Origin of the sequence: Microcoleus sp. B4-C2 (genome assembly GCF_036705265.1) — a bacterium.
GTDB lineage: Bacteria > Cyanobacteriota > Cyanobacteriia > Cyanobacteriales > Microcoleaceae > Microcoleus.
This window is the reverse complement of the sequence record NZ_JAUBUB010000097.1, coordinates 1-24,174: the sequence shown is the minus strand read 5'-3', so window position 1 is coordinate 24,174 and position 24,174 is coordinate 1. Positions and strand designations below refer to the sequence as shown.

Below are 24,174 nucleotides of genomic sequence, written 5' to 3'. Positions count from 1 at the left end.
AGAAATCAGTTCACTATCTTCTTACACTTTCATTCTTGAAGCTTTATTCTATGCAGCTTCATATTAAATTGGTATAATTTGGGGTAGATTATCCGAGAATTAGGAGTGGTAGAAGCAGGGGGATTAGCTGTTTGTTTATTGGCAACGTCCCCCGCCGATACACCCAGAGCCTCGCGAGTGCCGCGAATCATCTCAGCGATGGCGGTATCTTGATCATTTAATCCTCTCGTCCCCAGAGCAGCAGATACTCTTGTCTGTTCGGTGGCTTCGGGTAGATTGATGTTCAGAGTTTTGAGGTCAACTGAGCGAAATGTAATTTCACCAGTCGGCTTGATGACCCAAATATAAAGGGCTTCATTCCAAATAGTTGAATACTCGACGAGGGTAGCGTTTTGCTCTTTAGCGATTTGTTGAATTTGCTGGATATTGGGCGGGTTGATAGTAGGTGTGACAGAGGCAGATGCGACAAGGCGAGATGCCAATAACTCCACAAAAGCTCGGGCTCTACCCCGTTCGGCAATTTCTAAAGCGTCATTAGTTTTTTTCTGAGCAATGAAGATTTTTTGTAAAGTGACGTAGGGGCTAGTTTGGGTTTCAAATATTGACACTTTATTGGCATCGTCTAATCCAGCACGGAGAGATTCCAAAACTTTAATACTATCAAGTAGGGTTTTCTCTGCTGCTGGGAGATTGCCAGATTTGGCCAGAGCAAGTGCTAGATTGTTGAGAGCCGCCCCCTCGCTTTGGCGGTGTTTAATTTCGCGCGCGATCGCCAAATACTGCTGAGTGTACTCGATAGCTTTGGCGTAGTCGTCGAGGTAAAAGTAAGCAGTTCCCAGATTTCCCAGAGCCCCCCCCTCACTTTTGCGGTCTTTAATTTCTCGGGCGATCGCCAACTGCTGCTGAGCGTACTCGATCGCTTTGGCGTAGTCGCCGAGGTAAAAGTAAGCAGTTCCCAGATTTCCCAGAGCCCCCCCCTCGCTGTCGCGGTGTTTAATTTCTCGCGCGATCGCCAAATACTGCTGAGTGTACTCGATCGCTTTGGCGTAGTCGCCGAGGGAAAGGTAAGCACTTCCCAGATTTCCCAGAGCTTTCCCCTCACTTTCGCGGTCTTTAATTTCTCGCGCGATCGCCAACCACTGCTGTTGGTACTCGATGGCTTTGGCGTAGTCGCCGATGTTACGGTAAGCACTTCCCAGATTTCCCAGAGCCCCCCCCTCGCTTTCGCGGTGTTTAATTTCTCGCGCGATCGCCAAATACTGCTGAGTGTACTCGATAGCTTTGGCGTAGTCGTCGAGGTAAAAGTAAGCAGTTCCCAGATTTCCCAGAGCCCCCCCCTCACTTTTGCGGTCTTTAATTTCTCGCGCGATCGCCAACCACTGCTGTTGGTACTCGATGGCTTTGGCGTAGTCGCGGAGGGAAAGGTAAGCAATTCCCAGACTTGCCAGAGCAGCCCCCTCACCTTGGCGGTCTTTAATTTCTCGCGCGATCGCCAAGAACTGCTGAGCGTACTCGATGGCTTTGGCGTAGTCGCGGAGGGAAAGGTAAGCATTTGCCAGATTTCTCAGAGCCCACCCTTCACCTTGGCGGTTTTTAATTTCTCGCGCCATCGCCAAGAACTGCTGTTGGTACTCGATGGCTTTGGCGTAGTCGCGGAGGGAAAGGTAAGCATTTGCCAGATTTCCCAGAGCTTTCCCCTCGCTTTGGCGGTCTTTAATTTCTCGCGCGATCGCCAACTGCTGCTGTTGGTACTCGATGGCTTTGGCGTAGTCGCCGAGGTTACGGTAAGCACTTCCCAGATTTCCCAGAACCCACCCTTCACCTTGGCGGTCTTTAATTTCTCGCGCGAGCGCCAACCGCTGCTGAGCGTACTCGATGGCTTTGGCGTAGTCGCCGAGGGAATCGTAAGCAATTCCCAGACTTTTCAGAGCATTCCCCTCGCTTTGGCGGTCTTTAATTTCTCGCGCGATCGCCAACCGCTGCTGTTGGTACTCGATGGTTTTGGCGTAGTCGCCGAGGGAATAGTAAGCATTTGCCAGATTTATCAGAGCCGCCCCCTCGTTTTGGCGGTCTTTAATTTCTCGCGCGATCGCCAACTGCTGCTGTTGGTACTCGATGGCTTTGGCGTAGTCGCGGAGGGCAAAGTAAGCAATTCCCAGACTTGCCAGAGCAGCCCCCTCACCTTGGCGGTCTTTTATTTCTCGCGCGATCGCCAAGAACTGCTGAGCGTACTCGATGGCTTTGGCGTAGTCGCGGAGGGAAAAGTAAGCAATTCCCAGATTTCCCAGAGCCGCCCCCTCGCTTTGGCGGTCTTTTATTTCTCGCGCGATCGCCAACACCTGCTGAGTGTACTCAAGCGCTTTGGCGTAGTCGCCGAGGTTACGGTAAGCCTTTCCCAGATTTCCCAGATCCCACCCTTCACCTTGGCGGTCTTTTATTTCTCGCGCGATCGCCAACTGCTGCTGAGCGTACTCAAGCGCTTTGGCGTAGTCGCCGAGGTTACGGTAAGCATTTCCCAGACTTGCCAGAGCTTTCCCCTCACCTTGGCGGTCTTTAATTTCTCGCGCGATCGCCAACTGCTGCTGAGCGTACTCGATCGCTTTGGCGTAGTCGCCGAGGGAAAAGTAAGCACTTCCCAGATTTCCCAGAGCGTTCCCCTCGTTTTGGCGGTCTTTAATTTCTCGGGCGATCGCCAACTGCTGCTGAGCGTACTCGATCGCTTTGGCGTAGTCGCGGAGGGAAAGGTAAGCATTTGCCAGATTTCCCAGAGCCGCCCCCTCGTTTTGACGGTCTTTAATTTCTCGATAAATTATTAGTGCCTGTTGCCAAGACTGCAAAGCAGCTTGAAACTGACTAATCTGATACTGCTGAATCCCTTGGTTTAACAGTCGGTCTGCTTCGGCTTTCCGCTGAGCTTGAGTTTGAGCCAAGGCCTGAGAATTGATGATTTTAAATTGAGAATTAGGGATCAACCGAAACTCGCCTATAGTCAGCGCCGCTAAGATTGAGATCAGTCCCGACAATCCAATTTTTTGCAGTTTCATAACTTTTGAGAGACCTCTGGTTTGAATATCCGCTTGACACATCAAAATATTGCTAACACTTATTAAAGCTCAAATGCCACTCCATGAGAATTGTTTGTCTTGATTTTCCTCTCGATATCTACAGCAATATCTTTGCAGCCCGAAACGATATAATTAAGCGGTGCATCTATTTAGGACTAAACTCAATGGCTAACTCAACTCAAGAAACACCGCAACCCGACAAAAAAAAATTAACTCAGATCACAGCTAAACCTCAAGAACAACAAGAAGAACCGCCAAATAAAGGTGACGGGCGGAAATAGTCGATCGACATTCATCTGTGACGATATAAATCTCGAATTGCCTTAAGATCGCCGACTTCTTTTTTTCTCAAAATCAGTGTTCTTCCCTACAATACCGGTTCCTATAAATTGGTATTCTGCCAGTAGTTTTTAAGTAATAAACAAACCCGATTTTTTCCAAAAACCGGGTTTGTTTGCTATTGACAAATTATTCGGTTTGTGCAGTGCCGTTGTTCGATCGCAACTTAGGCTTTCCCGGCTTTCCACGGAGGCCGTTTAAAGAAACCACATCAGCCTCAGAACTCTCCCTAGCCACCCGAATCAGCAACCCCGACAACAACAAACTCGCCAACATCGAAGAACCCCCGTAACTAAAAAACGGCAGTGGCAAACCCGTAGTCGGCAAAACCCCCGTCGCCACCCCAATATTCAGCAGCGACTGTCCCACCATCACCACCATCACCCCAATCGCCACCAACTGAGACTCAATATTTCGAGCCTTCATCGCTACCCTCAAAGCCACAGTCGAGTAAGCCGCCAACATCAGCAACAGCGAGAAACCTCCCACCAAACCAAACTCCTCAGCAAACACAGCAAAAATAAAATCGCTGTACTGAATCGGCAAATAAAATAACTTTTGCTGCGACATCCCCAAACCCACACCCCAAATGCCCCCAGAACCAACAGCCAGCAGACTTTGAATCAACTGATAGCCGTCTTGCATCGGATCAGCCCAAGGATTGAGAAAAGACATAATCCGGCGGCGCTGATATTCCCTCAAACTAATACTTAAAACCGCTAAAAGCATTCCCCCCATAGCCGTTGCGCCCAACTGCAAGTAAGGTAAGCCCGCAGCCAAAGCCACCAACCACAAAGTCATCCCGCACAAAGCCGTGGTACTTAAATTTGGCTGCAACAAAATTCCCAAAAGCATTGCACCGAAAATTAACAGCCAAGTTAAGCGAACTTTATTTGTCAACCGGGGCCAGTTACCGAAAATGCGGGCGCTTTGGAGAACAAAAAACGGCTTGATTAACTCAGAAGGTTGAATAATCGGAACTGGGCCCAGAGATATCCAGCGAGTCGCCCCGTTGATTGTGGTTCCCACTCCCGGAACTAAGGTCAACCAGAGCAATCCCAGCAGCAATAAAACGCCTAACTGAGATGTTTTCATGATGTAGCGCAGTGGGGAGTACACTATCAAGTTAAAGCCGGCCAGCCCGATCGCCACTGCGATTAGCTGTCGTTTAAAATAATAAAGGCCGTCTCCAAGTTCATAATTTGCAATGGGATAGGAAGCCGAAAACAATGCTGTCAGCCCGACAAACAGCCACAGAAAAGTCAGCCACCTTAGCCACCGAGCCTCAGCGGCCCATTGAGACGCGCTGGGGTCAAGAAATGGAATCAAGCGTCGAATGTCATTAGCCATAGGATTTTAGAATGCTCTCAATAAACTCTAACAAAGATGGCTAAAGTACCAGATTGGTTAATTTACGCATTAATCTGTTCGCTATTATATGGTTTGTGGGGATTTTTTGGCAATTTAGCGACTAAATATATTGACTACAAAACTGCTTTTGTTTATGAAGCAATTGGCGCTATTTTAACTACTTTATTTATTATTATCAAAACTAATAATTTTAGTTTTGAGGGAGATGTTAGGGGAATTTTGTTTGCCATGTTAGTTGGCGTTGCTGGCACTGTGGCATCCTTAGTATTTTTTATAGCCCTTGGCAAAGGTGAAGTTGCTAATGTAGTGAGTGTTACGTCTATCTACCCGCTGATTACTATATTATTATCGTCTTTATTCTTGAAAGAGGCTATTACATTACCACAAATGCTTGCTGTTTTGTTAGCGATAATCGCAGTTATACTGTCTTCTTATTGAAATATTTGTCAATGATGAGATTAACAACGCTGGACATTCTTCCTTCTACTAGAGGAATCCTAAATGATTCAGATAAATTTGTAGGGGTAGTGCTAAGAGTGCCTACCCCCTATCTATCGGGCAACCACGGGGGATTGCCCCTACAATAATTATGCAAATGATGCGAGGATTGCTATATAACAACAAAAAAGAGGTCATCGCGACCTCTTACCCCTCTACTAATCCAGCTTCGGCTCTTAAAGTAAACCTGTATTAGCTCCGGGCTTACCAGTAGCCAGTTGCACTTTAATAATTCTGCCGCCCATTTTCATAATTCTTTGCTGTTCCCGGAACCAGTTGTCGTAAGGAACGAGCTTAGTAAAATAGGTATTTTGCAATTCGCGCTGAGTGCGGATGCGGGTTTGACTTGGGACGCAAGCAGTGACCTTAAACATTCTCATGGGAAACTAACTCCTGAGTAGGTTTACAGATTATTAGATGGATTTTTTAAAGATTGAAGGCAGGGAGTTAGGAGTCAAAACTAGCTCGTTAAAACTCGTCGGGCTTTCTCGACAAGCCTTTGACGGTCTAGCAATCACTCTCAACTTCCCTGACCTCTTTTCAAAGTCAAAGGTAAAAAGTCCAAAGTAAAAAGTAAAAAGTTAAAAGAGGCAAGAAATAAATCTTCTTCCTTCTTCCGACTTCCATCGGACTGAAATCTGTTACATCCGTTACATCCGTTACATCCGTTACAGAATCCGTTGCCGAACTTCCTTCTTCCTTCTTCCTTCTTCCTGAGTCTTAGCTCAAGCCAGAGCAGATGTAGTCGAAATAGACGCCCATTTCTTTACCAGCGTCAGAACCGACCAAACCGGCGGTGACTTCTTTCATTGCTTGGATTGCTTGTACGGTAGAACCGATGGGCACGCCCAAGGAGTTGTAGGTTTCTTTCAAACCGTTGAGCACGCGCTCATCGAGGATGGAAGGGTCGCCAGCTAGCATAGCGTAGGTGGCATAGCGCAGGTAGTAGTCCAAGTCGCGGATGCAAGCTGCATAACGACGAGTGGTGTACATATTGCCGCCGGGACGAGTTACATCAGAGTACAACAGAGACTTAGCAACTGCTTCTTTGACGATTGTGGCTGCATTAGCGCTGATGGCGGTAGCGGCGCGGACGCGCAGTTCGCCAGAAGCAAAGTAGTTCTTGAGCTTGTCTAGAGCGCTGATGTCGAGGTACTTACCTTGAACGTCAGAGGAATTGATAACGGCGGTAATTGCGTCTTGCATGGTTGTCTTGTTTCCTAGAAAGTGGCTGAGTCAGTCCAATTTTGGAGCTAGAATTTGGAATTTGGGATTTGGGATTTGAGATTTTTAACTGGCTGGTTATTTGCAAAAGCTTTTAACTTGTTGCCGGCAACCCCCAATTTTTCAATCTAAAATCGAAAACCTAAAATCAAAATTCCTTACTGCATCGCACCGATAACGTAGTCGAAGTAGGAGGAAGCTTCGGAAGCATCTTCTCCAGACAGCAGCGAGCTTGCTGCATTTTTCATAGCGCGAACGCCTTCGGCGACGGCTTCAATCGGGGTGCCGAGAGATTTGTACATTTCGCGGACGCCGACAATACCGATTTCTTCGATCGGAGTAATGTCGCCAGCTACGATTCCGTAGGTAATCAAACGCAGGTAGTAGTCCATGTCGCGCAAGCAAGTTGCGGTCATTTCTTCGCCGTAAGCGTTGCCGCCGGGAGAAACAATATCAGGGCGCTTTTGGAAAAGTTGGTCGCCTGCTTGCTTGACGATGCGTTCGCGGGATTCGCTCAAAATTTGGGCGATGCGGACGCGGCGTTCACCAGAGGTGACGAAGCTTTTGATCCGATCTAATTCACCTGGGCTCAAGTAGCGAGCTTCGGCGTCTGCGTTGACGATTGATTTGGTGACGATACTCATCTTGTGTGTACCCGCTGGATATTTTGCTATATGAACTGCTCTGCGCTGAGCTAGCGAAGGCGGGCGCTTGCGTCCCGTATCTTTCCTGCTCAGGCAGGAGCTTTGACGGGGAAGGCTGGACTTTCCACACTCAGCAACTGTTGAAGTTGTTGGCGGGTGACTGCCTTCGGTGCTTAACGGCGCTGGTTCTTCACGCCGGTGCGCTTGTGAGTGCTCGCACTAAGCCTGTCGCTTACAATACCATAAATGACTGATGCGATCTTTAATTTATGATCAAGATTGCAGCAGGCCACTTAGTGGCGATCGAGTGACTATCGGGCAGTTAGTAAGGATATTGCTTCTCTGACACAACTACCTCTCGCAAGTATTTTGAGGCATTATGTTCACATTCTGAGTGTTACTGTAATAGTTTGTAACATTCCTTTTCATATTTGGGCCCTCGCTGGGGTCTTCATTGTTAAAATTTCATAGTTAAAAAATTGCTAAAATTATCTGGCAGCAAGGGTTACAGGCGATCGAGCCTTGAGCGGGAATTGTGACGGGCGATCGCGCAACCCTCAAAGACTTTTCCCTGAGAGGGAGACAGGGGGGAGACAGGCGGGGAGCATTGGTGTCAACTTAGGCTTTTAGTCCGCCAGTCCTCCCGCTCACCCGGCACTCCGCCAGGGAATGAATTCCCTGTCTCATAGCGAAAGTCCTCTAAAAGAGGACTGAAGAACTCATTAGTCCTCGCGAAGCGAGGACTTTGGCTTTGAGGCTCTTGTTTCCACCCCTGACGGACTATAGCAATCCTCGCATCATTTGTAAAAATATGTAGGGGTAGTGCTACCCCTACTCCCCGTGCCTACCCCAGCCTGCATCGGGGCAACCACGGGGGGTTTGCCCCTACAAGAATTACACGAATCATTTAGGATTGCTATATCGGTTTTACCTTAAGTTGACACCAATTAGGGGGAGATGTGCGATCGTCTCACATCTTGCAGTATTCTCAATAAGTTTTGGACGGGCGGGCTCTGGGGCCCAACCCCTACTACCCACAAGAACACTCACTCTTTGTGTTTGTGGAACAGGCATCTTGCCTGTTCTCGATAATAGTGCAAGATATAAAATCATCGGAAATCCTAACTTTCGAGCTTGTAGCTAGATTTGACTCTCACTTTAAATCTGGTGCGCCGTGAAAAGAAATCTATCAGCCCTTAAAAAAGCTTTACAGTTTGGCATTAGCGGTGCTGTCGGCGGTTTCGTCGGCAATCTCATCACCGAACCTTTCATGCAGGGGCTCACTGGTTCAGAATCTGTTTTTGACAGTGTATTGTCCACAGCTCGGTGGTTTGGATTGGTAGGCGGTGGTATTGCTACGGCTATCATGTTCGGCTATTATTACTATATCAAAGGCAAGCCTCAAATTAAACAGGCTTTAAAAAATGGCGGATTGTTTGGTTTAATTGCAGGAGCCATTTCTGGGGCGATCGCCGAAGGTATTTACAGCGGAATTGGCGACGGAAACAACGAATTATTGCGAGTAATTTGCTGGGGAATAGCTGGCAGTTTGTTAGGACTGGGACTTGCACAGCGGATTCCTAATTTGGGGGCGCTTCGCGGCCTGGGAGGCGGCGGTGTTGGGGGTGTGTTGGGCGGCTGTTTGTTTATTCTATTTGCTTACAATCTCTCCGGTACGGCGGGCCGTTTAGCTGGCTGTGCTGCGATCGGTTTTTGGATTGGAATTATGCTAGTTGTAGCTGAAACTTTGTTCAACAAAGCTTGGCTAGTAATTAGTTACGATACGGGAGCAAATCGCACTCTCACTCTGGGTGCGGAACCAGTGACTTTTGGCAGTGATGAAAATTTGTCTATTATCTGCATTCCTAATGTTTCGCCCCTAGCAATGCGGTTTCAATTGGAAGCCGGTCAAATTGTTTGCGAGAATGTTGATAGCGGGGCGGTGAGTTATTTGCGATCGGGCGACCAAAAGAGAATCGGCAACTGTACAATTACAGTAGGAAACTCTGACTTGCCAGCCCCAACACCGACAAATATTCCGCCTACCTTTATATCAGATCAGCCCGCAGTAAATTCTTTTACCAGCGGTCAATTTTCTCTGAAATTAGGCAGTCGAGTTATTCCTCTGAGTGCGGGAACTCAACTATTCACCTCTGACATACCGAGTTTAACAGCCGCAGCATCTAACGGGCTTGTAGCTATAGTCACTTCTCGATCGAGAAACGAGCTTTCGTTAGGATTGACAAATTTGTGCGATCGCGCTTGGTGGGCTACAGACATTCAAGGCGATATAAAAATGGTAGAACCTGAAACTACTCTGACTTTGGCGTTGGGAACTCAAATCGAATTCGGTGAATTAGAGGGCGAAATTGTGTAATTAAGCGAGTAGAAACTGAGATATTGCACCATTGTCAATAAACTTTTCATGGCCGGGCAGGATGCCCAGCCCACAATAAAATTTCCTCTTTGTGGAACGGGCATCTTGCCCGTTCTTAACAGGATATCCGGCCCAGCCCACAATAAAATTTCCTCTCTGTGGAACGGGCATCTTGCCCGTTCTTAACAGGATATCCGATCCACCCACAATAAAATTTCCTCTTTGTGGAACAGGCATCTTGCCTGTTCTTAATCATAATTCAAGCAGAACTGCTGCTAACTCCATTAATTACAGCCGCACCAATCAAATGAGCCAAACGCAAAGCTTCAGGAACTTTACCAGTGTCTGTCAAACGCTGAAGCACCCTCGCTATTACTTCCGGCTTTTCGCCGCAAACTTGAAAAAAGAAAGGTTCAAAAGCGTGAATTTTTCCGGCGCGGCGCAACAATTCTAAACGGTATTCCGAGTCTGGTAAATGGCGGAGGGCTTTTTCAACAGCAGCTAAATCTGGTTGGCGGCGCATGACAGCAACACAAGGAATTTGCAGCCGCGATGCTAACTCAGGAAGGTCAATAATATTGAAGCCTCCGAAAGCAATTCCGTCAAGCAAAACGAGATGCAATTGCGGCAGAAATTTGCCTCCGAGGAGTAGCCCAGAAATAGCATCCGTGGCATCTAATCCGTCTGGGAGGACTTGTCCCCACACCATTCCTTCAAATCGAGTTCCCCTGCAGACTATGCCCGCGATCGACACCAGACTGCCGCTTCTACGAGAAAACGGAGCGTCGTCAAAGCCAATAACCTTAATTGTGCGATCGAGCCTCAGCAAATCTGCCAGTTTCAACTTGGGGAATTCCGTAAGCTAAAGTTTTTGACATTAATTTGACTTCTAGATATAGTATCATATACGTTAAAGACCTCATTACTAAAAATATTTTAGACAATTGACCAAAAAATACATAGCAGCGATCGACCAAGGAACCACCAGCACCAGATTTATCGTATTCGATCGCCTGGGACAGATAATTTGCAGCAACCAACAAGAACATCAGCAAATCTATCCGCAACCAGGATGGGTTGAACACAATCCCGATGAAATTTGGCAGCGCACCCAAAGCGTGATTAAAAATGCCCTCGAAATCGGCAATATCGACCCCAAAGATATTGCTGCACTCGGTATTACTAACCAGCGGGAAACTACTATTGTTTGGGACAGAAAAACTGGCAAGCCTTACGGCAATGCCATTGTTTGGCAAGATACCCGCACTCACCAAATTTGCGAAAAATTAGCTGAACTTGAGGGCAAAGATCGATTTCAAAAACGATGCGGTTTGCCGCTTGCAACTTATTTCAGCGGGCCGAAAATTAAGTGGATGTTGGACAATATTCCAGGATTGCGGGAAGCTGCAAATCAAGGGGATGCGATTTTTGGCAATGTCGATACTTTTCTGATTTGGCACCTGACTGGCGGCGCGCACATTACCGATGTTACCAACGCCAGCCGCACGATGCTGATGGATTTGCAAACCCTTGATTGGGATGCGGAAACTTTGGAAATAATGGCAATTCCCCGCCAGATGCTGCCAGAAATTCGCCCTTCGAGTCAAGTTTTGGGAACTGCAAAAGGATTGCTTGCAGGTGTTCCAATTGCTGCTGCTTTGGGCGATCAGCAAGCCGCCCTCGTCGGGCAAACTTGTTTCAGTCCGGGGGAGGCGAAAAATACTTACGGTACGGGCTGTTTTATGTTGCTGAATACCGGTGAGACGATCGTCCCTTCAAAGCAAGGATTACTAACAACAGTCGCCTACAAGATGGGGGAATCGCCCGCTGTGTATGCTTTGGAAGGCAGTATTGCGATCGCCGGAGCTCTAGTGCAGTGGCTGCGGGACAATTTGGGCATCATCAACACATCTGCGGAAGTAGAAACATTAGCAAATACAGTCGAAGATAGTGGGGGAGTTTACGTTGTCCCGGCATTTTCGGGACTCTACGCACCCTATTGGAAAGACAGCGCGCGGGGAGTAATTGCCGGTTTAACTCGCTACGCGACTAAGGCACACATTGCCCGCGCAGCATTGGAAGCTACAGCGTGGCAAACGCGGGAAATTTTGGACGCTATGAATCAGGATTCTGCTGTGCAGCTTTTGTCTTTAAAAGTAGACGGAGGTATGGTGGGAAATCACACGCTGATGCAGTTTCAGAGCGATGTTTTGGGAGTGCCTGTGGTGCGGCCTGTGGTAGCAGAAACTACTGCACTCGGTGCCGCTTATGCGGCCGGTTTGGCGGTGGGTTTTTGGAGTCAGCTAGCCGAATTGCGGGACAATTGGGCGGTGGATTGTACTTGGGAACCGAAAATGCCGATCGCACTTCGCGAGCAAAAATATCGCTTTTGGAAAAAAGCAGTTTCCCGCACATTCGATTGGGAAGAATAAATCGCTGAGTTAACCCCAAAATCCGTATTTAGTGATATCCTTAAATCCAGCACTATTTTTTTTTCAATTTGCAAATAAATGATTTCGCTAAATAAGTTAAAAAAAATCTTCACCGCCTGTCTATTGATACTGACACTGGGATTTGTAGACATCGCCACTAATTCCCAAATGGCGATCGCAGATACAGCTACAAATCCCACAACCGCAGCCGAAGTCTTCACCACCAACTGTGCAGGGTGTCACATCAACGGCAGCAACATTATCAGGCGCGGCAAAAACTTGAAACAAAAAGCCTTAAAAAAATACGGCATGGATTCCATCGCCAACATTTCCAACTTAGTAACCAACGGCAAAGGTATTATGCCCGCTTACAAAGATCGTTTGTCGGAACAACAAATTATCGATGTTTCAGCTTACGTGCTATCCCAAGCTGAAACCGATTGGAAATAGAACCTCGGTAGATTATTTATAGCTTAGGCAATCTTGCCACAGACATCAGATATTTCTTTACCGCAGGTTGAAGCGCGAACAGAGTTTCACTTTCGGCTTGGACTGTTTCAATTAGCGATCGCCTTAAAAGCGATTCCAGCGCCTTCAGCAATTCTAAACCCCTCTCTTGCTGAATATCGGAGTACAATTTTTCACACCCAACAGGCTTGACTTCTTTCGCCATGCAGTGTAATAGCTGGATTTCTAATTCTGATAAGCGATAAAATTGCCGAGATAACGTATCGCTATAATCTCCCAGAAACAGCCCATTTCTTAAAAAGTTAGCAATGCTGTCCCCAAACATATCATGAATAGTTGTCGTTACTATTTTTAACGCTAAAGGATTGCCGCTGTATGCCTCTATCAATTGTGAGTATTCACCTTCTTCAGACAAACCCTTGTTTTTAAGGATTTCCACAGCCGCTTCTCCCAAACTACCCAATTTCAATGATCGTACAGATTGATTTTGACCTTCTAACGCCGCAATTTCTTTAGGTTTTTCGCAGCTAGTCAACAGCAAGCAACTTTGATGCTGCGATTTTCCTACTTGTTTCAGAAATTCCCCATACACTTGATATCCTTCTCGATAATTTCCTGTTAACTGCTCAGTGCAGAAAACAGCTTCCCACTCATCTAAGATTATCAAACATCGACGCTTTTGTAAACACTGAATCAGGCGCTGGATACCATCAGCGATGATAGTCGGTTCTATTGCATTTGTGGAAGCGATTAGGTTCTCCAGGGAAAACTCAAGCTGCGAGATCGCAGCTTGAAAAAATTTCTTATCCTGAGTAATTAACTGCAATTTATCTAAATCGCTTGGCGGTTTATCGGATAAAAATTCGATTAAATTTACCAGAGTATCTGCCAACACAGGTGCATGACTGAGGTTGACCCAAATTAAGCACTCAAACTGGTGTTTAATCAGATTTGTTAGCTTAGATGCTAAAGCAGTTTTGCCAATGCCACCCATACCCAATACAGCAACTAAGCGGCAGTCTTCCTGTAAAATCCATTGTTCTAAGTTAGCAAGTTCTGTTGTGCGCCCGTAGAAAATAGACGTATCCACCGCCAGCCCCCATTCAGTTAGATTTTCGATGGGAGTTTGGGGAGTTTGAGTATAATTTCTCAATGTAGGAAGCAATGTTTCTCCACTACCCTTTTGTTGATAACCACGTATTTCTAGCATACTTGGGATTTCTTTCCAGTCTTTCGGTTGTTGCAGCGTCAAAACTTGAATGTAGCGATACAGCCCTCTCGATAAGTCTACTCTAATACCGGCACATTCGCGGTGGAGTGCGGCGGCGATTTCCACCGGACTATAATTGCAAAGCAATCCTCGCAGGTAAGTTTTTTCTAAAGGAGTGAGTCGCTGCTTTCTACTGCTGGTGTAATCTTGTTTGGCTGCTGTCAAGTCTGCATATAACTGTTCGAGATTCCAGCCAGCCGCAGCCTCTATAAATTTCTGTGCTGGTATTTGTAAAAGTTTATTTCGCTGTGTCATGTATATTCATAATAAGTAAACACCCCGTCAACTCGATACAGCTACTTTGTCAGTCCGAAAAAGTTAGATGCACCTGATGCAACCTTGTAAGCGACTTTAATCTGTTTTGCCAGTTCAAGTCGAACACTTCCTTGCTATTAGAACATAATCTTGCTAAATCATGCGAAACTGTTTAGGTGAAATGCCTGTGTATCGTCGAAAGCACTTTGCAAAATGACTGGGATTGGCAAAGCCACACTCGATCGCAATATGGTTTATTGTCCATTCTGTCTGCTTTAGTAGTTGCTTCGATCGCTCTACTCGTTGCTGAATTAAGTAGGCATGAGGAGTCATTCCAGTTGATTGCTTAAACAATCGACAGAAATAGTATTGACTCATACCTAATTCGGCTGAAATTTCTGCTAACGATACATTTTCACTAAAACGATCGTTGATGTATTCAATAGCTTGCTTCAGTTTGTATTTTGACAAGCCGTCTTCATATTCTATCAGAATATGCTTACGGGTTGAGTAATATGTTAAGCAATGAGCCGCTAGAGCCGTCGCCATTGAATCCGCATAAAAGCAACTATTATTTGGATCGTTTTCCAATACTGCTGTCAGTGCTAAGATAATTTGCCAAACTAGCGGATCGGGTTTTTTAAGCGTGAGATTAACTTCAACTCGATCTGGGTTTACTGACTCATAGGCGGCATGATTAAGAAATGTAGGCTCAAGGTAGCAGTGAGTGATATCATTTTCCTGACTCCACCTAGCCTTAATAGGTGCGTAAGCAGGAAGTATTTCAATGCAACCCGTTTCATCCCGGTCATGCTGCACTAGGTGACGCTTACCATCAAAGGCTAATTCCACTTCTGTTGGCTGCTTCCAAGATGGAAGACAAATTATATGTTGCAAACCAGATGTTTCAGGAATTTCCATTGCAGGGAGTTGATAGTGTGCTAGATGAATATTTTTCCATCCCGCGTCATAACTGGAGTGAATGAGCGGGCGCTGAACCAACTTAGAAGTTGCATCTTGTTGAGAATAATCAATAGCTAAAGGTCTTTCTGTTAGCATCTTTTTGAGTCCTTGCAATCCCTATGGATAAAATTTTTGTCCAGTAGCTACCTCATCGGTATAACTCGTAGTTATACGGAAACTTTCTGTATAATATGCCAAATTGAGTAATTATCACAAAAATACCTAATAAAAATACTAATAGCTGTTAGGTGACTTATCGGTCTTGAGTGTTTTATAAATGTAGAAGGCAGTATTTTATAACACTTGCTATCATAAAAGTTAAGAGGACAGCTTAAATGGCATCAGTTCAAGTCACAAATCAGTTAACTACAACTGACAAGGATATCCCGACTCCTAGGCCTAACGATGGTTCTGCAAGAACTCGCGCTAAAGATTACCTCTTAGAGGTAGGGTTAGTTAATCAGCCTATATCAATTGATGTCTTTAAAGATCTGAGCACTAGCTTCGATCCTTACGTGCAAGTCTTTCAGGTACCCAAAGGCAGCAGGGGTGCGAATGTCGCTGATGGGGCTCTTCTTCTTGCTCAGGTTGATGATGGCGGCAGCGGCGTCAACTCAAAAATACCGAGTTCTGGTGTCCAATACTCCAATGGTGCTGGTCCCACGCTTACAAGTCTGCCTGGTGTGGACTATGTAGTCCGCGTGACTAGCTTGGATACGTTAACACAACTTCCTCAGCCTTTCACATTAGAGGTTTCAACTCCCAGTGGCACTGTCACCTTGAAAGACCCTATAACAGGTGCCCCTTTAAATCCAGCAGGCAGTAGTGGCGTTCCCGTCGCGCGTTTCTTTGACAAGACGGCAGGAGGGCATTTTTATACTACAGACCCAATAGAGAAAAGTGACCGACTAACCAACCCTGCTCGTTTCCAGAGTGAAGGCGATGAATTTACCGCTCCAGGCGACGGTAACGCAAAGGTTCAACGCTTCTTAAATACGGCATCAGGAACCTATTTCTTTACGAATAAACCTGGTGAGATACAGTTTGTTCGCACCTTACCCCAGTTCCGCGATCAGGGGGAGGTTTTCAATTCATATAGCACCGCAGTTCCGGGTGCAATACCCGTCTATCGTTTTACCAACCTGGCGAGGGAACGGGAAAATTCGCAAAATATTACACACTTTTTCACAGCAGACCCAAGGCAGCGGCGGGATGTACAGGTGAGGTCAGATTTCCGGGATGAGGGGGTTGCTTTTTATGCTCTTCCCCCCGTCGTCTAAGCAGGCAGTTGGATTCATCTAGGTTTAAAATGATGAGTAGGGTGCGTGCGACGCACCCTACTTTTTTATCTATTAAACTTTTGGGTAACAAGCGATATTTTGGTCATCCTATGAACAATCTCAGTACAAAACCTTCCCTCTTCAAGGCTTTAACTGTAATTATCTTGTGTTTGTATCTAATCTTAGCTGTCAGCCCGCCCGCTTTGGCTTCGATTCACAAATATCCCGAAACTGCTGAGACAGTAATGTTCCGATCCGTACAAAGCCTCCGCGATACTGATGACAAAGCGTGGCAAGTTGTTTTGTACAAGCGAGTAAAGTCGGGAATAGTAAAGTCTTTAAACCTGAGATTAGTAGGATTTCCCGGAACAGAATTGCAACATCCTGTTTCGCTGAAAGTTGTGGCGGGAAAGCTGGAAATTGGCACAGCAAAAGATATTTGGAAAGAGTCTAATTTGCCAATTAATGTCGGAGAATACGATTTTAAATCAATAATTGCACAATTGGAAAGCAATCGACCTTTGCTGTTGAATTTTCCCGTGAAAAATCAAAAAGGAACAGAATTGCTGGTTCCTCCTTTTGCTGTGAGAGAATGGCGGCTGTTGTCTGACAAAAACTAAAGATACCAATTTAAGCGCACTCTACATTTAAAAGCCATACAATTTCCCATGTCACAAATCGCTATGTTTAAATATGCCTTAAGGTAGATTTAACGTATTTGAAGAATAATGTGGTCTGGCAAAAACTAAAGATACCAATTTAATAGCACTCTACATTTAAAATCGCTACGATTTCATCAATGTATCAAAAATAACTTTATTTACATAGACCTTAAGGTAGATTTAACCTATTTTAAGGGTAATTATGAAACAAACTAAAAACTGAGTTAGTCAGGTGACAAAACTTCAGTGTTTTAACGTAGGTGTATTCAGGGTAAATCTACTATGACTTTAATCAGTAAAATTGTCCGAAAAGCTTTGGCAACAGGTTACTTAACGGTTGAGGCCGAAGAACAGTTGCGACAGCAGTTGCAGATGACCAAGTATGGTTTAGAAGATTTTGAGGCTTTTATTAATTTGCAGAAAGAGGTTATGGAGGGTAGGGTGAAACAGCAAGCTTTGGAATTGTTACGATCGCGCAAATGTTCTGCGACGGCTTGAATCGACTGCGATCGACCTTTTGGAGAAATGGGATAAAAAAGTTACAGCATCTTCTATATTTTATCCCTAACAGGGCTTACGCATTAAGACCGAAGAAACCGGGTTTTTTACCTAATCTCTGGCTGAAAACGAAAAATTTTCGTAAAAAACCCGGTTTCTGACCACCCGTGCCTAAGTTTTACCTAATTAGAAATTTCCGGCGCCATAAAACTTGACAAAAATACCAAAATCGCGAATAATGGTAGATTGTCTGTCTAAATCCGGCTCGGATCAGGTTAAGACATTCCAAAAGCTGGAGAGCAGTCAGCAGTCAAAAGTCCACAACGACCAATGACCAATGACTCATCAGCTACCTGTACGGCAATCTCAACAACCATCCCATGACTTACGCAATCATTGAAACCGGCGGCAAACAATTTCGGGTAGAACCAGGCCGCTTCTACGACATCGAACTGCTTCACGTTGAAGCTGAATCCAAAGTCACCATAGACAAAGTATTTCTGATCCAGCACGAAGGCGAGGTTCATATCGGCCAGCCTCTACTAGAAAATGCCACAGTAGAAGGAACGGTTCTCCGGCATTTCCGGGGCCGCAAAGTCCTCGTCTACAAGATGAAGCCGAAAAAGAAAACTCGGAAGAAAAAAGGGCACCGTCAAGAAACAACTCGCTTTATGATTGACTCCATCAGCGTCAACGGTACAGTGTTAGCAGCCAGAGACTTAACTCAAGCAGTTGTTGAAACTCCCCAAACCGCCGAAACTGATTCAGAATAAAAAATAGTAAATACAGTTGAGGATATTATGGCCCACAAGAAAGGTACAGGCAGTACACGTAACGGACGCGACTCTAATTCTCAGCGTCTGGGTGTCAAAAAGTACGGCGGTCAAGTTGTCAAAGCTGGCAACATTTTGATCCGTCAACGCGGCACTAAAGTTCACCCTGGTAATAATGTTGGTATCGGCAGAGATGATACTTTGTTTGCCATGATTGACGGTGTGGTGACTTTTGAAAGAAAAGGCAAAACTCGCAAGAAAGTCAGCATTTATCCTGTTGTAGCAGCACCTGTGGCTGAAGCTGTGGCTGAAGCTGTAGCAGTTTAATTCCTCGTTCGTAGGTTCGGCCGATTCCTGATCAATTAAGGTAGAACCGATAGTCCGACAGTCCGACAGGGGTTGAAACCCCTGCCTCAAAGCTAAAGTCCTCTGAAGAGGACTGAAGAACTCATTAGTCCTCTTGAGAGGACTTTCGCTATTAGCCAGGGAATTCATTCCCTGGCGGACTAGAGGCTTAATTTGTCACTAATTTGTGGCTAGCCTCCTCCGACAATTGTGACAACTTCTAAGATGTCACCCTCTTGCATCTTTGTAGTTTCCCAAAATTGTTTGTGCAGAATTTCCCCGTTGTACTCCACAGCCACCAAGCGCGGGTTTAATCCCAATTGTTCTAGTAATTTTGGTAACGGTGTGTCGATCGCACAATTGCGGGTTTCTCCGTTAACTTGCAGCGCAATTTGATTTATCATAAGTAAAATATCAGTTTTCAGGGCGGGTTTGGTAACAAAATTATATTTTATGCACAGATTTCCTGTGCTAAACCCGCCCTACAAATCCCCAATCAACCTAGCTTTTCCCGTGCAAAGCTTTCTGAGCTTTCAGATTCTGCATCCGAATCAACTGCGAGATGAAAAACTGCGTCACTAAAGTAGGCTGTTCTGCTTCCATAATCGCGCGTACTATGGCAACCCTTTGAGCTCCGGCATTCAATACTTCATCGAGGTTGTTGATATCAATTCCGCCGATCGCAAACCACGGAATCGGCGACTTATTAGCAGCATACCGCACATAGTCCAAACCTGCCGCCTGTTTATCAGGTTTAGTAGGAGTGGAGTAAACAGGCCCAACTCCAATATAGTCGGCTCCCGCGTCAACCGCTCGCTGCATTTCCTCGCCATTCGTAGTCGAACAACCAATGATCCGTCCCGGGCCGAGCAACTTGCGCGCTTCCGCCACAGGCAAATCTTGCTGTCCTAAGTGTACGCCGTCGGCATCCGCTGCGATCGCAAAATCCACGCGATCGTTCACAATCAGCAAAGCATCATAGCGGTGACAAAGTTCGCAAAGCTTACGCGCGTTGGCCAGCTTTACCCCGTCGTCTGAGGTTTTGTCGCGGTACTGCACCAAAGTCAGTCCCCCTTGCAAAGCAGCTTCCACAACTCCCATCAAGTTGTCTCTCGGCGAAGTTACAAGGTATAACTGCGATCGAAGTAACTGCTGGTAGCGCCGGTAAGCCAGCAAATCGCTTTCGAGAGTATAAACCCGATAGCGCATCTGCTTAAAAGCCGCGCCCATATTCCGATCGTAAATTTTGCCATACTCTTCGAGTACCCGCAGAGCTTCTTCCACCCGACAGAAATTCGCCTCCAGTAGCTGCTGAATGCTCGAACGCTGCTCTTCCTGCGGGTGAGTCAACTCCGTACCCGGATCAGCCGGCGTATCCCTAGCACTTCGCAATTCTGCGACGTGCCAAGCAGCCAATTCTTGACGCAGTTGCTTGCACTCCCCAGCTAAATCCGAGCTGTTGAGACCAAACCTGCACCATTCTTCAATAATTCTCAACCCTTCGCGCGATCGATCTAAATTTGCATCTAAAATCCGGCAGAGGGCTGGCTGTGCCGGTAAAGTTCTGTTTTGTTTGTCGGTCATTCACAACCACCCTAATTATAATTAATCCTACGAGTCAAACCGCTACATTGTCCCACGCTGTCATTCGATTTTAGATTTTAGATTTTGGATTTTGGATTGACCCCACGGATAAATTCGGGGGCTTGAGGATTTTAGATTTGAGATGCTTTCGATTGATTCCACGGATGGAGACGGGGGCTTGTACCATCAAGAAATTCTTGGTCAAGATCGTAGCAAAGCGATCGACCTAATTTTTACCTCAACCGATTTAATTTAGACAAATTTTTAAGTTTTATTGAATTTGAGAAAAACGAAGCATAATAGATCAAACTTGATGAGAGTGAAATCGTTAAGCTGCATACCACACTTGGGAGGAGAGCCGTGAGGTTAGCAGAACAACACAAAAGATTAAGGGAGAACAACCCAAGCAGGCGGGCGTCTTTAAATTTCGATCGCGAAAACCCGACACGAAACACCGGAGGCGAAACTCGGATCACAGATAAGTTGCGTTTGTTTATGCTGATTTACTTACAACAGACCTGGTGCAAAGAAAAGCGATCGCAAAAATCTTGTTTGAGTTCTTGCCTTCTACTCGTCTTTGCGATGACCGCCCTTGGCAACCATCAACCGTCAGTTATCGCTGCCGGGATACCCGGAGTGCAGCTACTTTCTCAGACGCTGCAGAGCGAGATTAACATACTGTACGTCAGCTCGATCGGGGGCAGCGACACAGGAGGCAACGGCAGCGATCGAGCTCCGTTTAAAACCCTTACCTACGCCTTAAGCGTGGCCCCGCCCAAAACAGCGATTTTGCTAGCGCCCGGTACTTACAGCGAGCAAACCGGCGAAAAATTTCCATTAATGCTCAGGCCCAGCGTGACAGTTCAGGGAAATCCCAACACTCGCGGTCAGAATATTGTCATCAAAGGCGGAGGATACTTTATCAGTCCGACTTCGGCGGGTCAAAATATTGCGATTTTAGGCGCAGATGGGGCGGGACTCAGCGGGGTGACGGTGACGAATACCAACTCTCGCGGTTACGCTTTGTGGATCGAATCGAGTTCTCCGACAGTTGTCAACAATACTTTTTCTGGGAGCACTCACGACGGAATTTCGGTAGTGGGTACTTCCAGGCCGACGATTGGCGGGAATGTTTTCTCGAAAAATGGAGCTAACGGCATCACGATTTTTGGCAGTTCCCAGCCGGAAGTTCGAGATAATGTGTTTGAAAACACGGGATTTGGGGTGAATGTAGCGCAGAACGCTTCGCCTCTGCTGATCGGCAACAAAATTACTCGCAATAAGGACGGCGTGGTGGTGCAAGCTAATGCTAGACCGGTGCTGCGTAACAATTATATCGAGAGTAACCGGCGGGACGGAATTGTGGCGATATCGAGCTCTCTGCCGGATTTGGGAACAGCAGCCGAACCGGGGGGCAATGTCATTCGCAACAACGGTCAGTACGATGTGAACAATGCAGCAAAAGGTCAAGTAATCCCAGCTTACGGCAATCAATTGTCGAGCAGCCGGACGACTGGATCGGTTGATGTGGCGGGAACTTTTACCCCTCCACCAATGGGGGGAAGTGCTTTGCAGCGTATAGCCGATCGACCTCCCAGCATCGGTGGCCCCGACACTTCTCTCCCTGTTTACACTCCTGGGCGACTAAGCCCCAGAGTTGAAAGAGCGCCACTTCCTCCGCCTGCGCCCGTTTCCCGGCGACCGGTGCAAAATCGACCCGCACCGCGAAGCGCCCAGTTGCGCCAAGAGCTTTCTGGGAGGAATGTCGGTGCTTCATCGGTAGTCCCAGGGACAATCGCAATTCCTGTGCCCGATCCGAATTATCGATCTGTTTCGGAAATTTCGGTACAGCAATCAATGATTCCTCCCAATTTTGATAGTTCGAGTTCGGTTTCTTCCGAGGGTAGATTGCCGGTTCCGGGCCGCAACATTCCTATCGGAAGGGGCGGCTATGTACCTGCACCTTTAGGGGGGAATTCTTGGCCCGATGCTGCGGATAATTCGCCGTCATTCGATCGAGCCAGAGCTTTGGGTTTCCGGTATCGAGTTGTGGTGGATGCCAACAGTTGGGGCGATCGACAAAAAATGCAATCCCTCGTTCCCGGTGCTTTTCGCTCTTTTTCCAGCGGACGACCGGTGATCCAAGCCGGTGCTTTTCGGGAACGCGAAAAAGCTGAGGAATTGCTAGAAATGCTCAGCGCTAACGGTTTGAATGCTCAAATTGAAGAAATTAAATAGTTATTGGGCATTGGGAATTGGGCATTGGGAATTGGGCATTGGGCATTGGGAATTGGGCATTGGGAATATCCTTTCCGGCTAAGCTGTTCGGCATTTAAAGGAGGTTAACCAATAACCAATAACCAATAACCAACAACAAAATTTTAGGGCCTAGCATATCGGATGCCAGACCCTAAAAAGTTTGTAAATTAAGTTGATTCAAGTGGGATTTTAGCTCTACTGAGTTTCAGCAAACTACAACTAAGGTGGACTTTTTTGCAACTACTCTGGAGACGAGCTAGCTATCAGCGGAGTCTATTCAGACTTCTGTGTTTGACTGTGCGATCGCAACTTTTGATTCATGCAATAGCCTCAAGCTATCTAACCAATACGAATCGCAATATCAACCTTTCTTTGCTAATAAGCTACACTGTTCAGGCGTTGCCTGCGAACTAGAGCCGATCGGGACAAATACTCTAATTCCAAATTTTTTATCCAAGTTTTTTGTGCTTCTTGGTTTTGCCCCTCATGTTTTTAAGTTAACACCAACTGCGCGCATAAAAACACTTTGTTTACCAAACTTGACACTTTTTGACGTGCAGAAATACTTCCAAAAGCGATTATTAACAATTTGTAAAATTAGTAGGTCGCACAATGTGCAGTTTGCTAATAAAATCTCGACTTTGGGGATATCAGAAACCGGGTTTTTTTACCAAAATACGGCGTTACATCCAGAGTTATAGGTAAAAAACCCGGTTTCTTGAGTCTTGCTGCGTCCAAGACTGTACACCTTGCTGTCAACGCAGCAGAGCTTCCCAAGTTGCGCGACCGACAATGCCGTCTGCTGGCAATTGGTATTGTCGCTGAGCCGCCTTGACAGCAGCTTGAGTTTCCGGGCCAAACACGCCGTCAGCACTCACCCGCAAAAATCCCTTGGCCTGCAGCCGCTCTTGCAAATCTCTGACTGCCGGCCCCCGCATTCGTCTTCTCAAAACTGGAAAATTGGTTGGCTGCGCTTCGGGGCTAATCTCTGAGTTGTCGCCAGTTACAGGATCGTTGGCGATCGGGTTTTCGATCGCGCTCGGAGTCGCAGGAAACAGCCGATTCCAAGTATCTTGACCGACTATGGCGTCGGGAGGCAAACCTGCTGCTTCCTGAAACTGAGACACAGCTCTAGCGGTGCTTTGTGAGAAAATCCCGTCTACAGTGCCAGTATAAAAGCCCAACAATTGAAGAACAGCTTGGAGTTCGATCACTTCCGAGCCGCGGCTGCCCAATTTGATTGCGGGGCGGACGATCGCACCTGTTTGAGCGATCCGGCTGTTGCTGTTAACTTGTTCGGAGGTAGGTAGCTGTGCGACAGCAGGAGTAGGGGCGATCGAGCCTATTGCCAATAAACCGCACAAACTCCAGCCAAAGAGCAAACTCGGAACCTCGCGGGCGTCATTCCAGCTTGCTGTCAAGTTTTGGGACATTGGGAATTCGACCTCTGCAAAACTGGTAGCGATCGTACATCAAATCTGGAAAAAATTGGGAATTTCGGCAACGAGCAATCTACGGGATGTAACCGATGGATGTTAAGCCAATAAGTCAAGCGTGAAGTTCGGCAACGCATTGGCAAGGGAGAATTTAACGGATGGATGTTAAGCCAACAAGTCAAGCGTGAAGATTTTTCCCAATCTCCCCCTCTCCCCCTCTCCCAATCTCCCCCTCTCCCCATCTCCCCCTCTCCCAATCTCCCCCTCTCCCAATCTCCCCCTCTCCCAATCTCCCCCTCTCCCCCTCTCCCCCTCTCCCCCTCTCCCCTTCCCTTTCCTAAAAAAAATTTATAAATAATATCCTGAAAACCCCGCGACTTTAGTCCGGGGATGAAAGGGGCAAGGAGGCTTTAGCCTCCCAGTCTATTTTC

23 protein-coding genes are annotated in these 24,174 nt (G+C 46.6%); 10 read left to right on the top strand and 13 right to left on the bottom strand.

The window, feature by feature from the left end:
- Positions 1–29 precede the first annotated feature (29 nt).
- Together QUB20_RS23190 and QUB20_RS23185 are read right to left on the bottom strand one after the other, a co-directional pair.
- Positions 30–3,044 (bottom strand): tetratricopeptide repeat protein, encoded by a 3,015-nt coding sequence (locus tag QUB20_RS23190; RefSeq protein ID WP_333249739.1) that lies wholly within the window; start codon positions 3,042–3,044, stop codon positions 30–32.
- Between the two features lie 489 nt (positions 3,045–3,533).
- Positions 3,534–4,754 carry an FtsW/RodA/SpoVE family cell cycle protein gene (locus tag QUB20_RS23185; protein ID WP_333249737.1) on the bottom strand — a complete coding sequence of 407 codons (1,221 nt, stop codon included), beginning with the start codon at positions 4,752–4,754 and terminating at the stop codon, positions 3,534–3,536.
- 36 nt (positions 4,755–4,790) lie between these two features.
- Here QUB20_RS23185 and QUB20_RS23180 point away from each other — a divergent pair, with 36 nt between their 5' ends.
- A complete protein-coding gene (locus QUB20_RS23180; protein WP_333052031.1) occupies positions 4,791–5,213 on the top strand; it encodes an EamA family transporter in 423 nt (140 codons plus the stop codon).
- A gap of 236 nt (positions 5,214–5,449) precedes the next feature.
- Here the strand turns inward: QUB20_RS23180 and QUB20_RS23175 are convergent, their stop codons facing one another.
- From QUB20_RS23175 to QUB20_RS23160, 4 genes are all read right to left on the bottom strand, one after another.
- Complete coding sequence (locus tag QUB20_RS23175) at positions 5,450–5,653, bottom strand: phycobilisome linker polypeptide (RefSeq protein ID WP_006634929.1); 204 nt, start codon at positions 5,651–5,653, stop codon at positions 5,450–5,452.
- A gap of 340 nt (positions 5,654–5,993) precedes the next feature.
- Positions 5,994–6,479: an allophycocyanin subunit beta gene (apcB, locus tag QUB20_RS23170; RefSeq protein WP_006634930.1), complete on the bottom strand. Its 486-nt coding sequence runs from the start codon at positions 6,477–6,479 to the stop codon at positions 5,994–5,996.
- A gap of 176 nt (positions 6,480–6,655) precedes the next feature.
- The gene (apcA, locus tag QUB20_RS23165; protein ID WP_333036136.1) at positions 6,656–7,141 is read right to left on the bottom strand and encodes an allophycocyanin subunit alpha; all 486 of its coding nucleotides are present in this window, start codon (positions 7,139–7,141) and stop codon (positions 6,656–6,658) included.
- Between the two features lie 927 nt (positions 7,142–8,068).
- The gene (locus QUB20_RS23160; protein WP_333291679.1) at positions 8,069–8,215 is read right to left on the bottom strand and encodes a hypothetical protein; all 147 of its coding nucleotides are present in this window, start codon (positions 8,213–8,215) and stop codon (positions 8,069–8,071) included.
- A 100-nt stretch (positions 8,216–8,315) separates the two neighbouring features.
- On the opposite strand from QUB20_RS23160, the gene QUB20_RS23155 reads away from it, so the two are divergent.
- The gene (locus QUB20_RS23155; protein ID WP_333244852.1) at positions 8,316–9,518 is read left to right on the top strand and encodes a hypothetical protein; all 1,203 of its coding nucleotides are present in this window, start codon (positions 8,316–8,318) and stop codon (positions 9,516–9,518) included.
- On the opposite strand, the gene QUB20_RS23150 is transcribed toward QUB20_RS23155, so the two are convergent.
- Together QUB20_RS23150 and QUB20_RS23145 are read right to left on the bottom strand one after the other, a co-directional pair.
- On the bottom strand, positions 9,519–9,755 hold the full coding sequence (locus QUB20_RS23150; protein WP_333207750.1) for a hypothetical protein: 237 nt from the start codon (positions 9,753–9,755) through the stop codon (positions 9,519–9,521).
- A gap of 22 nt (positions 9,756–9,777) precedes the next feature.
- The gene (locus QUB20_RS23145; protein ID WP_333249734.1) at positions 9,778–10,362 is read right to left on the bottom strand and encodes an endonuclease dU; all 585 of its coding nucleotides are present in this window, start codon (positions 10,360–10,362) and stop codon (positions 9,778–9,780) included.
- Positions 10,363–10,462: 100 nt separating this feature from the next.
- On the opposite strand from QUB20_RS23145, the gene glpK reads away from it, so the two are divergent.
- Together glpK and QUB20_RS23135 are read left to right on the top strand one after the other, a co-directional pair.
- A complete protein-coding gene (gene glpK, locus QUB20_RS23140) occupies positions 10,463–11,950 on the top strand; it encodes a glycerol kinase GlpK (RefSeq protein WP_333249732.1) in 1,488 nt (495 codons plus the stop codon).
- 78 nt (positions 11,951–12,028) lie between these two features.
- Positions 12,029–12,400 carry a c-type cytochrome gene (locus QUB20_RS23135; RefSeq protein ID WP_333249730.1) on the top strand — a complete coding sequence of 124 codons (372 nt, stop codon included), beginning with the start codon at positions 12,029–12,031 and terminating at the stop codon, positions 12,398–12,400.
- Positions 12,401–12,416: 16 nt separating this feature from the next.
- Here the strand turns inward: QUB20_RS23135 and QUB20_RS23130 are convergent, their stop codons facing one another.
- Both QUB20_RS23130 and QUB20_RS23125 read right to left on the bottom strand, forming a co-directional pair.
- A complete protein-coding gene (locus QUB20_RS23130) occupies positions 12,417–13,943 on the bottom strand; it encodes an NB-ARC domain-containing protein (RefSeq protein ID WP_333249727.1) in 1,527 nt (508 codons plus the stop codon).
- A gap of 153 nt (positions 13,944–14,096) precedes the next feature.
- Positions 14,097–15,002, bottom strand: a complete 906-nt coding sequence (locus tag QUB20_RS23125; RefSeq protein ID WP_333249725.1) for an AraC family transcriptional regulator — start codon at positions 15,000–15,002, stop codon at positions 14,097–14,099.
- 239 nt (positions 15,003–15,241) lie between these two features.
- On the opposite strand from QUB20_RS23125, the gene QUB20_RS23120 reads away from it, so the two are divergent.
- From QUB20_RS23120 to rpmA, 5 genes are all read left to right on the top strand, one after another.
- The gene (locus QUB20_RS23120) at positions 15,242–16,186 is read left to right on the top strand and encodes a hypothetical protein (protein ID WP_333249723.1); all 945 of its coding nucleotides are present in this window, start codon (positions 15,242–15,244) and stop codon (positions 16,184–16,186) included.
- 110 nt (positions 16,187–16,296) lie between these two features.
- Positions 16,297–16,806 (top strand): DUF3122 domain-containing protein, encoded by a 510-nt coding sequence (locus QUB20_RS23115; protein ID WP_333249721.1) that lies wholly within the window; start codon positions 16,297–16,299, stop codon positions 16,804–16,806.
- Positions 16,807–17,130: 324 nt separating this feature from the next.
- Complete coding sequence (locus QUB20_RS23110; protein ID WP_015176895.1) at positions 17,131–17,346, top strand: hypothetical protein; 216 nt, start codon at positions 17,131–17,133, stop codon at positions 17,344–17,346.
- A gap of 380 nt (positions 17,347–17,726) precedes the next feature.
- Positions 17,727–18,119, top strand: coding sequence for a 50S ribosomal protein L21 (gene rplU, locus QUB20_RS23105; protein ID WP_333036112.1), 393 nt, complete (start codon positions 17,727–17,729; stop codon positions 18,117–18,119).
- 27 nt (positions 18,120–18,146) lie between these two features.
- Entirely contained in the window at positions 18,147–18,446 is a 300-nt protein-coding gene (gene rpmA / locus QUB20_RS23100) for a 50S ribosomal protein L27 (protein WP_333052045.1), read from the top strand.
- 209 nt (positions 18,447–18,655) lie between these two features.
- On the opposite strand, the gene thiS is transcribed toward rpmA, so the two are convergent.
- The gene (gene thiS, locus QUB20_RS23095) at positions 18,656–18,868 is read right to left on the bottom strand and encodes a sulfur carrier protein ThiS (protein ID WP_333249719.1); all 213 of its coding nucleotides are present in this window, start codon (positions 18,866–18,868) and stop codon (positions 18,656–18,658) included.
- A 97-nt stretch (positions 18,869–18,965) separates the two neighbouring features.
- The gene (locus QUB20_RS23090; protein WP_333249717.1) at positions 18,966–20,048 is read right to left on the bottom strand and encodes a thiamine phosphate synthase; all 1,083 of its coding nucleotides are present in this window, start codon (positions 20,046–20,048) and stop codon (positions 18,966–18,968) included.
- Positions 20,049–20,408: 360 nt separating this feature from the next.
- On the opposite strand from QUB20_RS23090, the gene QUB20_RS23085 reads away from it, so the two are divergent.
- A complete protein-coding gene (locus QUB20_RS23085; protein ID WP_333291677.1) occupies positions 20,409–22,286 on the top strand; it encodes a DUF1565 domain-containing protein in 1,878 nt (625 codons plus the stop codon).
- Positions 22,287–23,062: 776 nt separating this feature from the next.
- Here the strand turns inward: QUB20_RS23085 and QUB20_RS23080 are convergent.
- On the bottom strand, positions 23,063–23,740 hold the full coding sequence (locus tag QUB20_RS23080; protein ID WP_333249713.1) for a peptidoglycan-binding protein: 678 nt from the start codon (positions 23,738–23,740) through the stop codon (positions 23,063–23,065).
- Between the last annotated feature and the right edge of the window lie 434 nt (positions 23,741–24,174).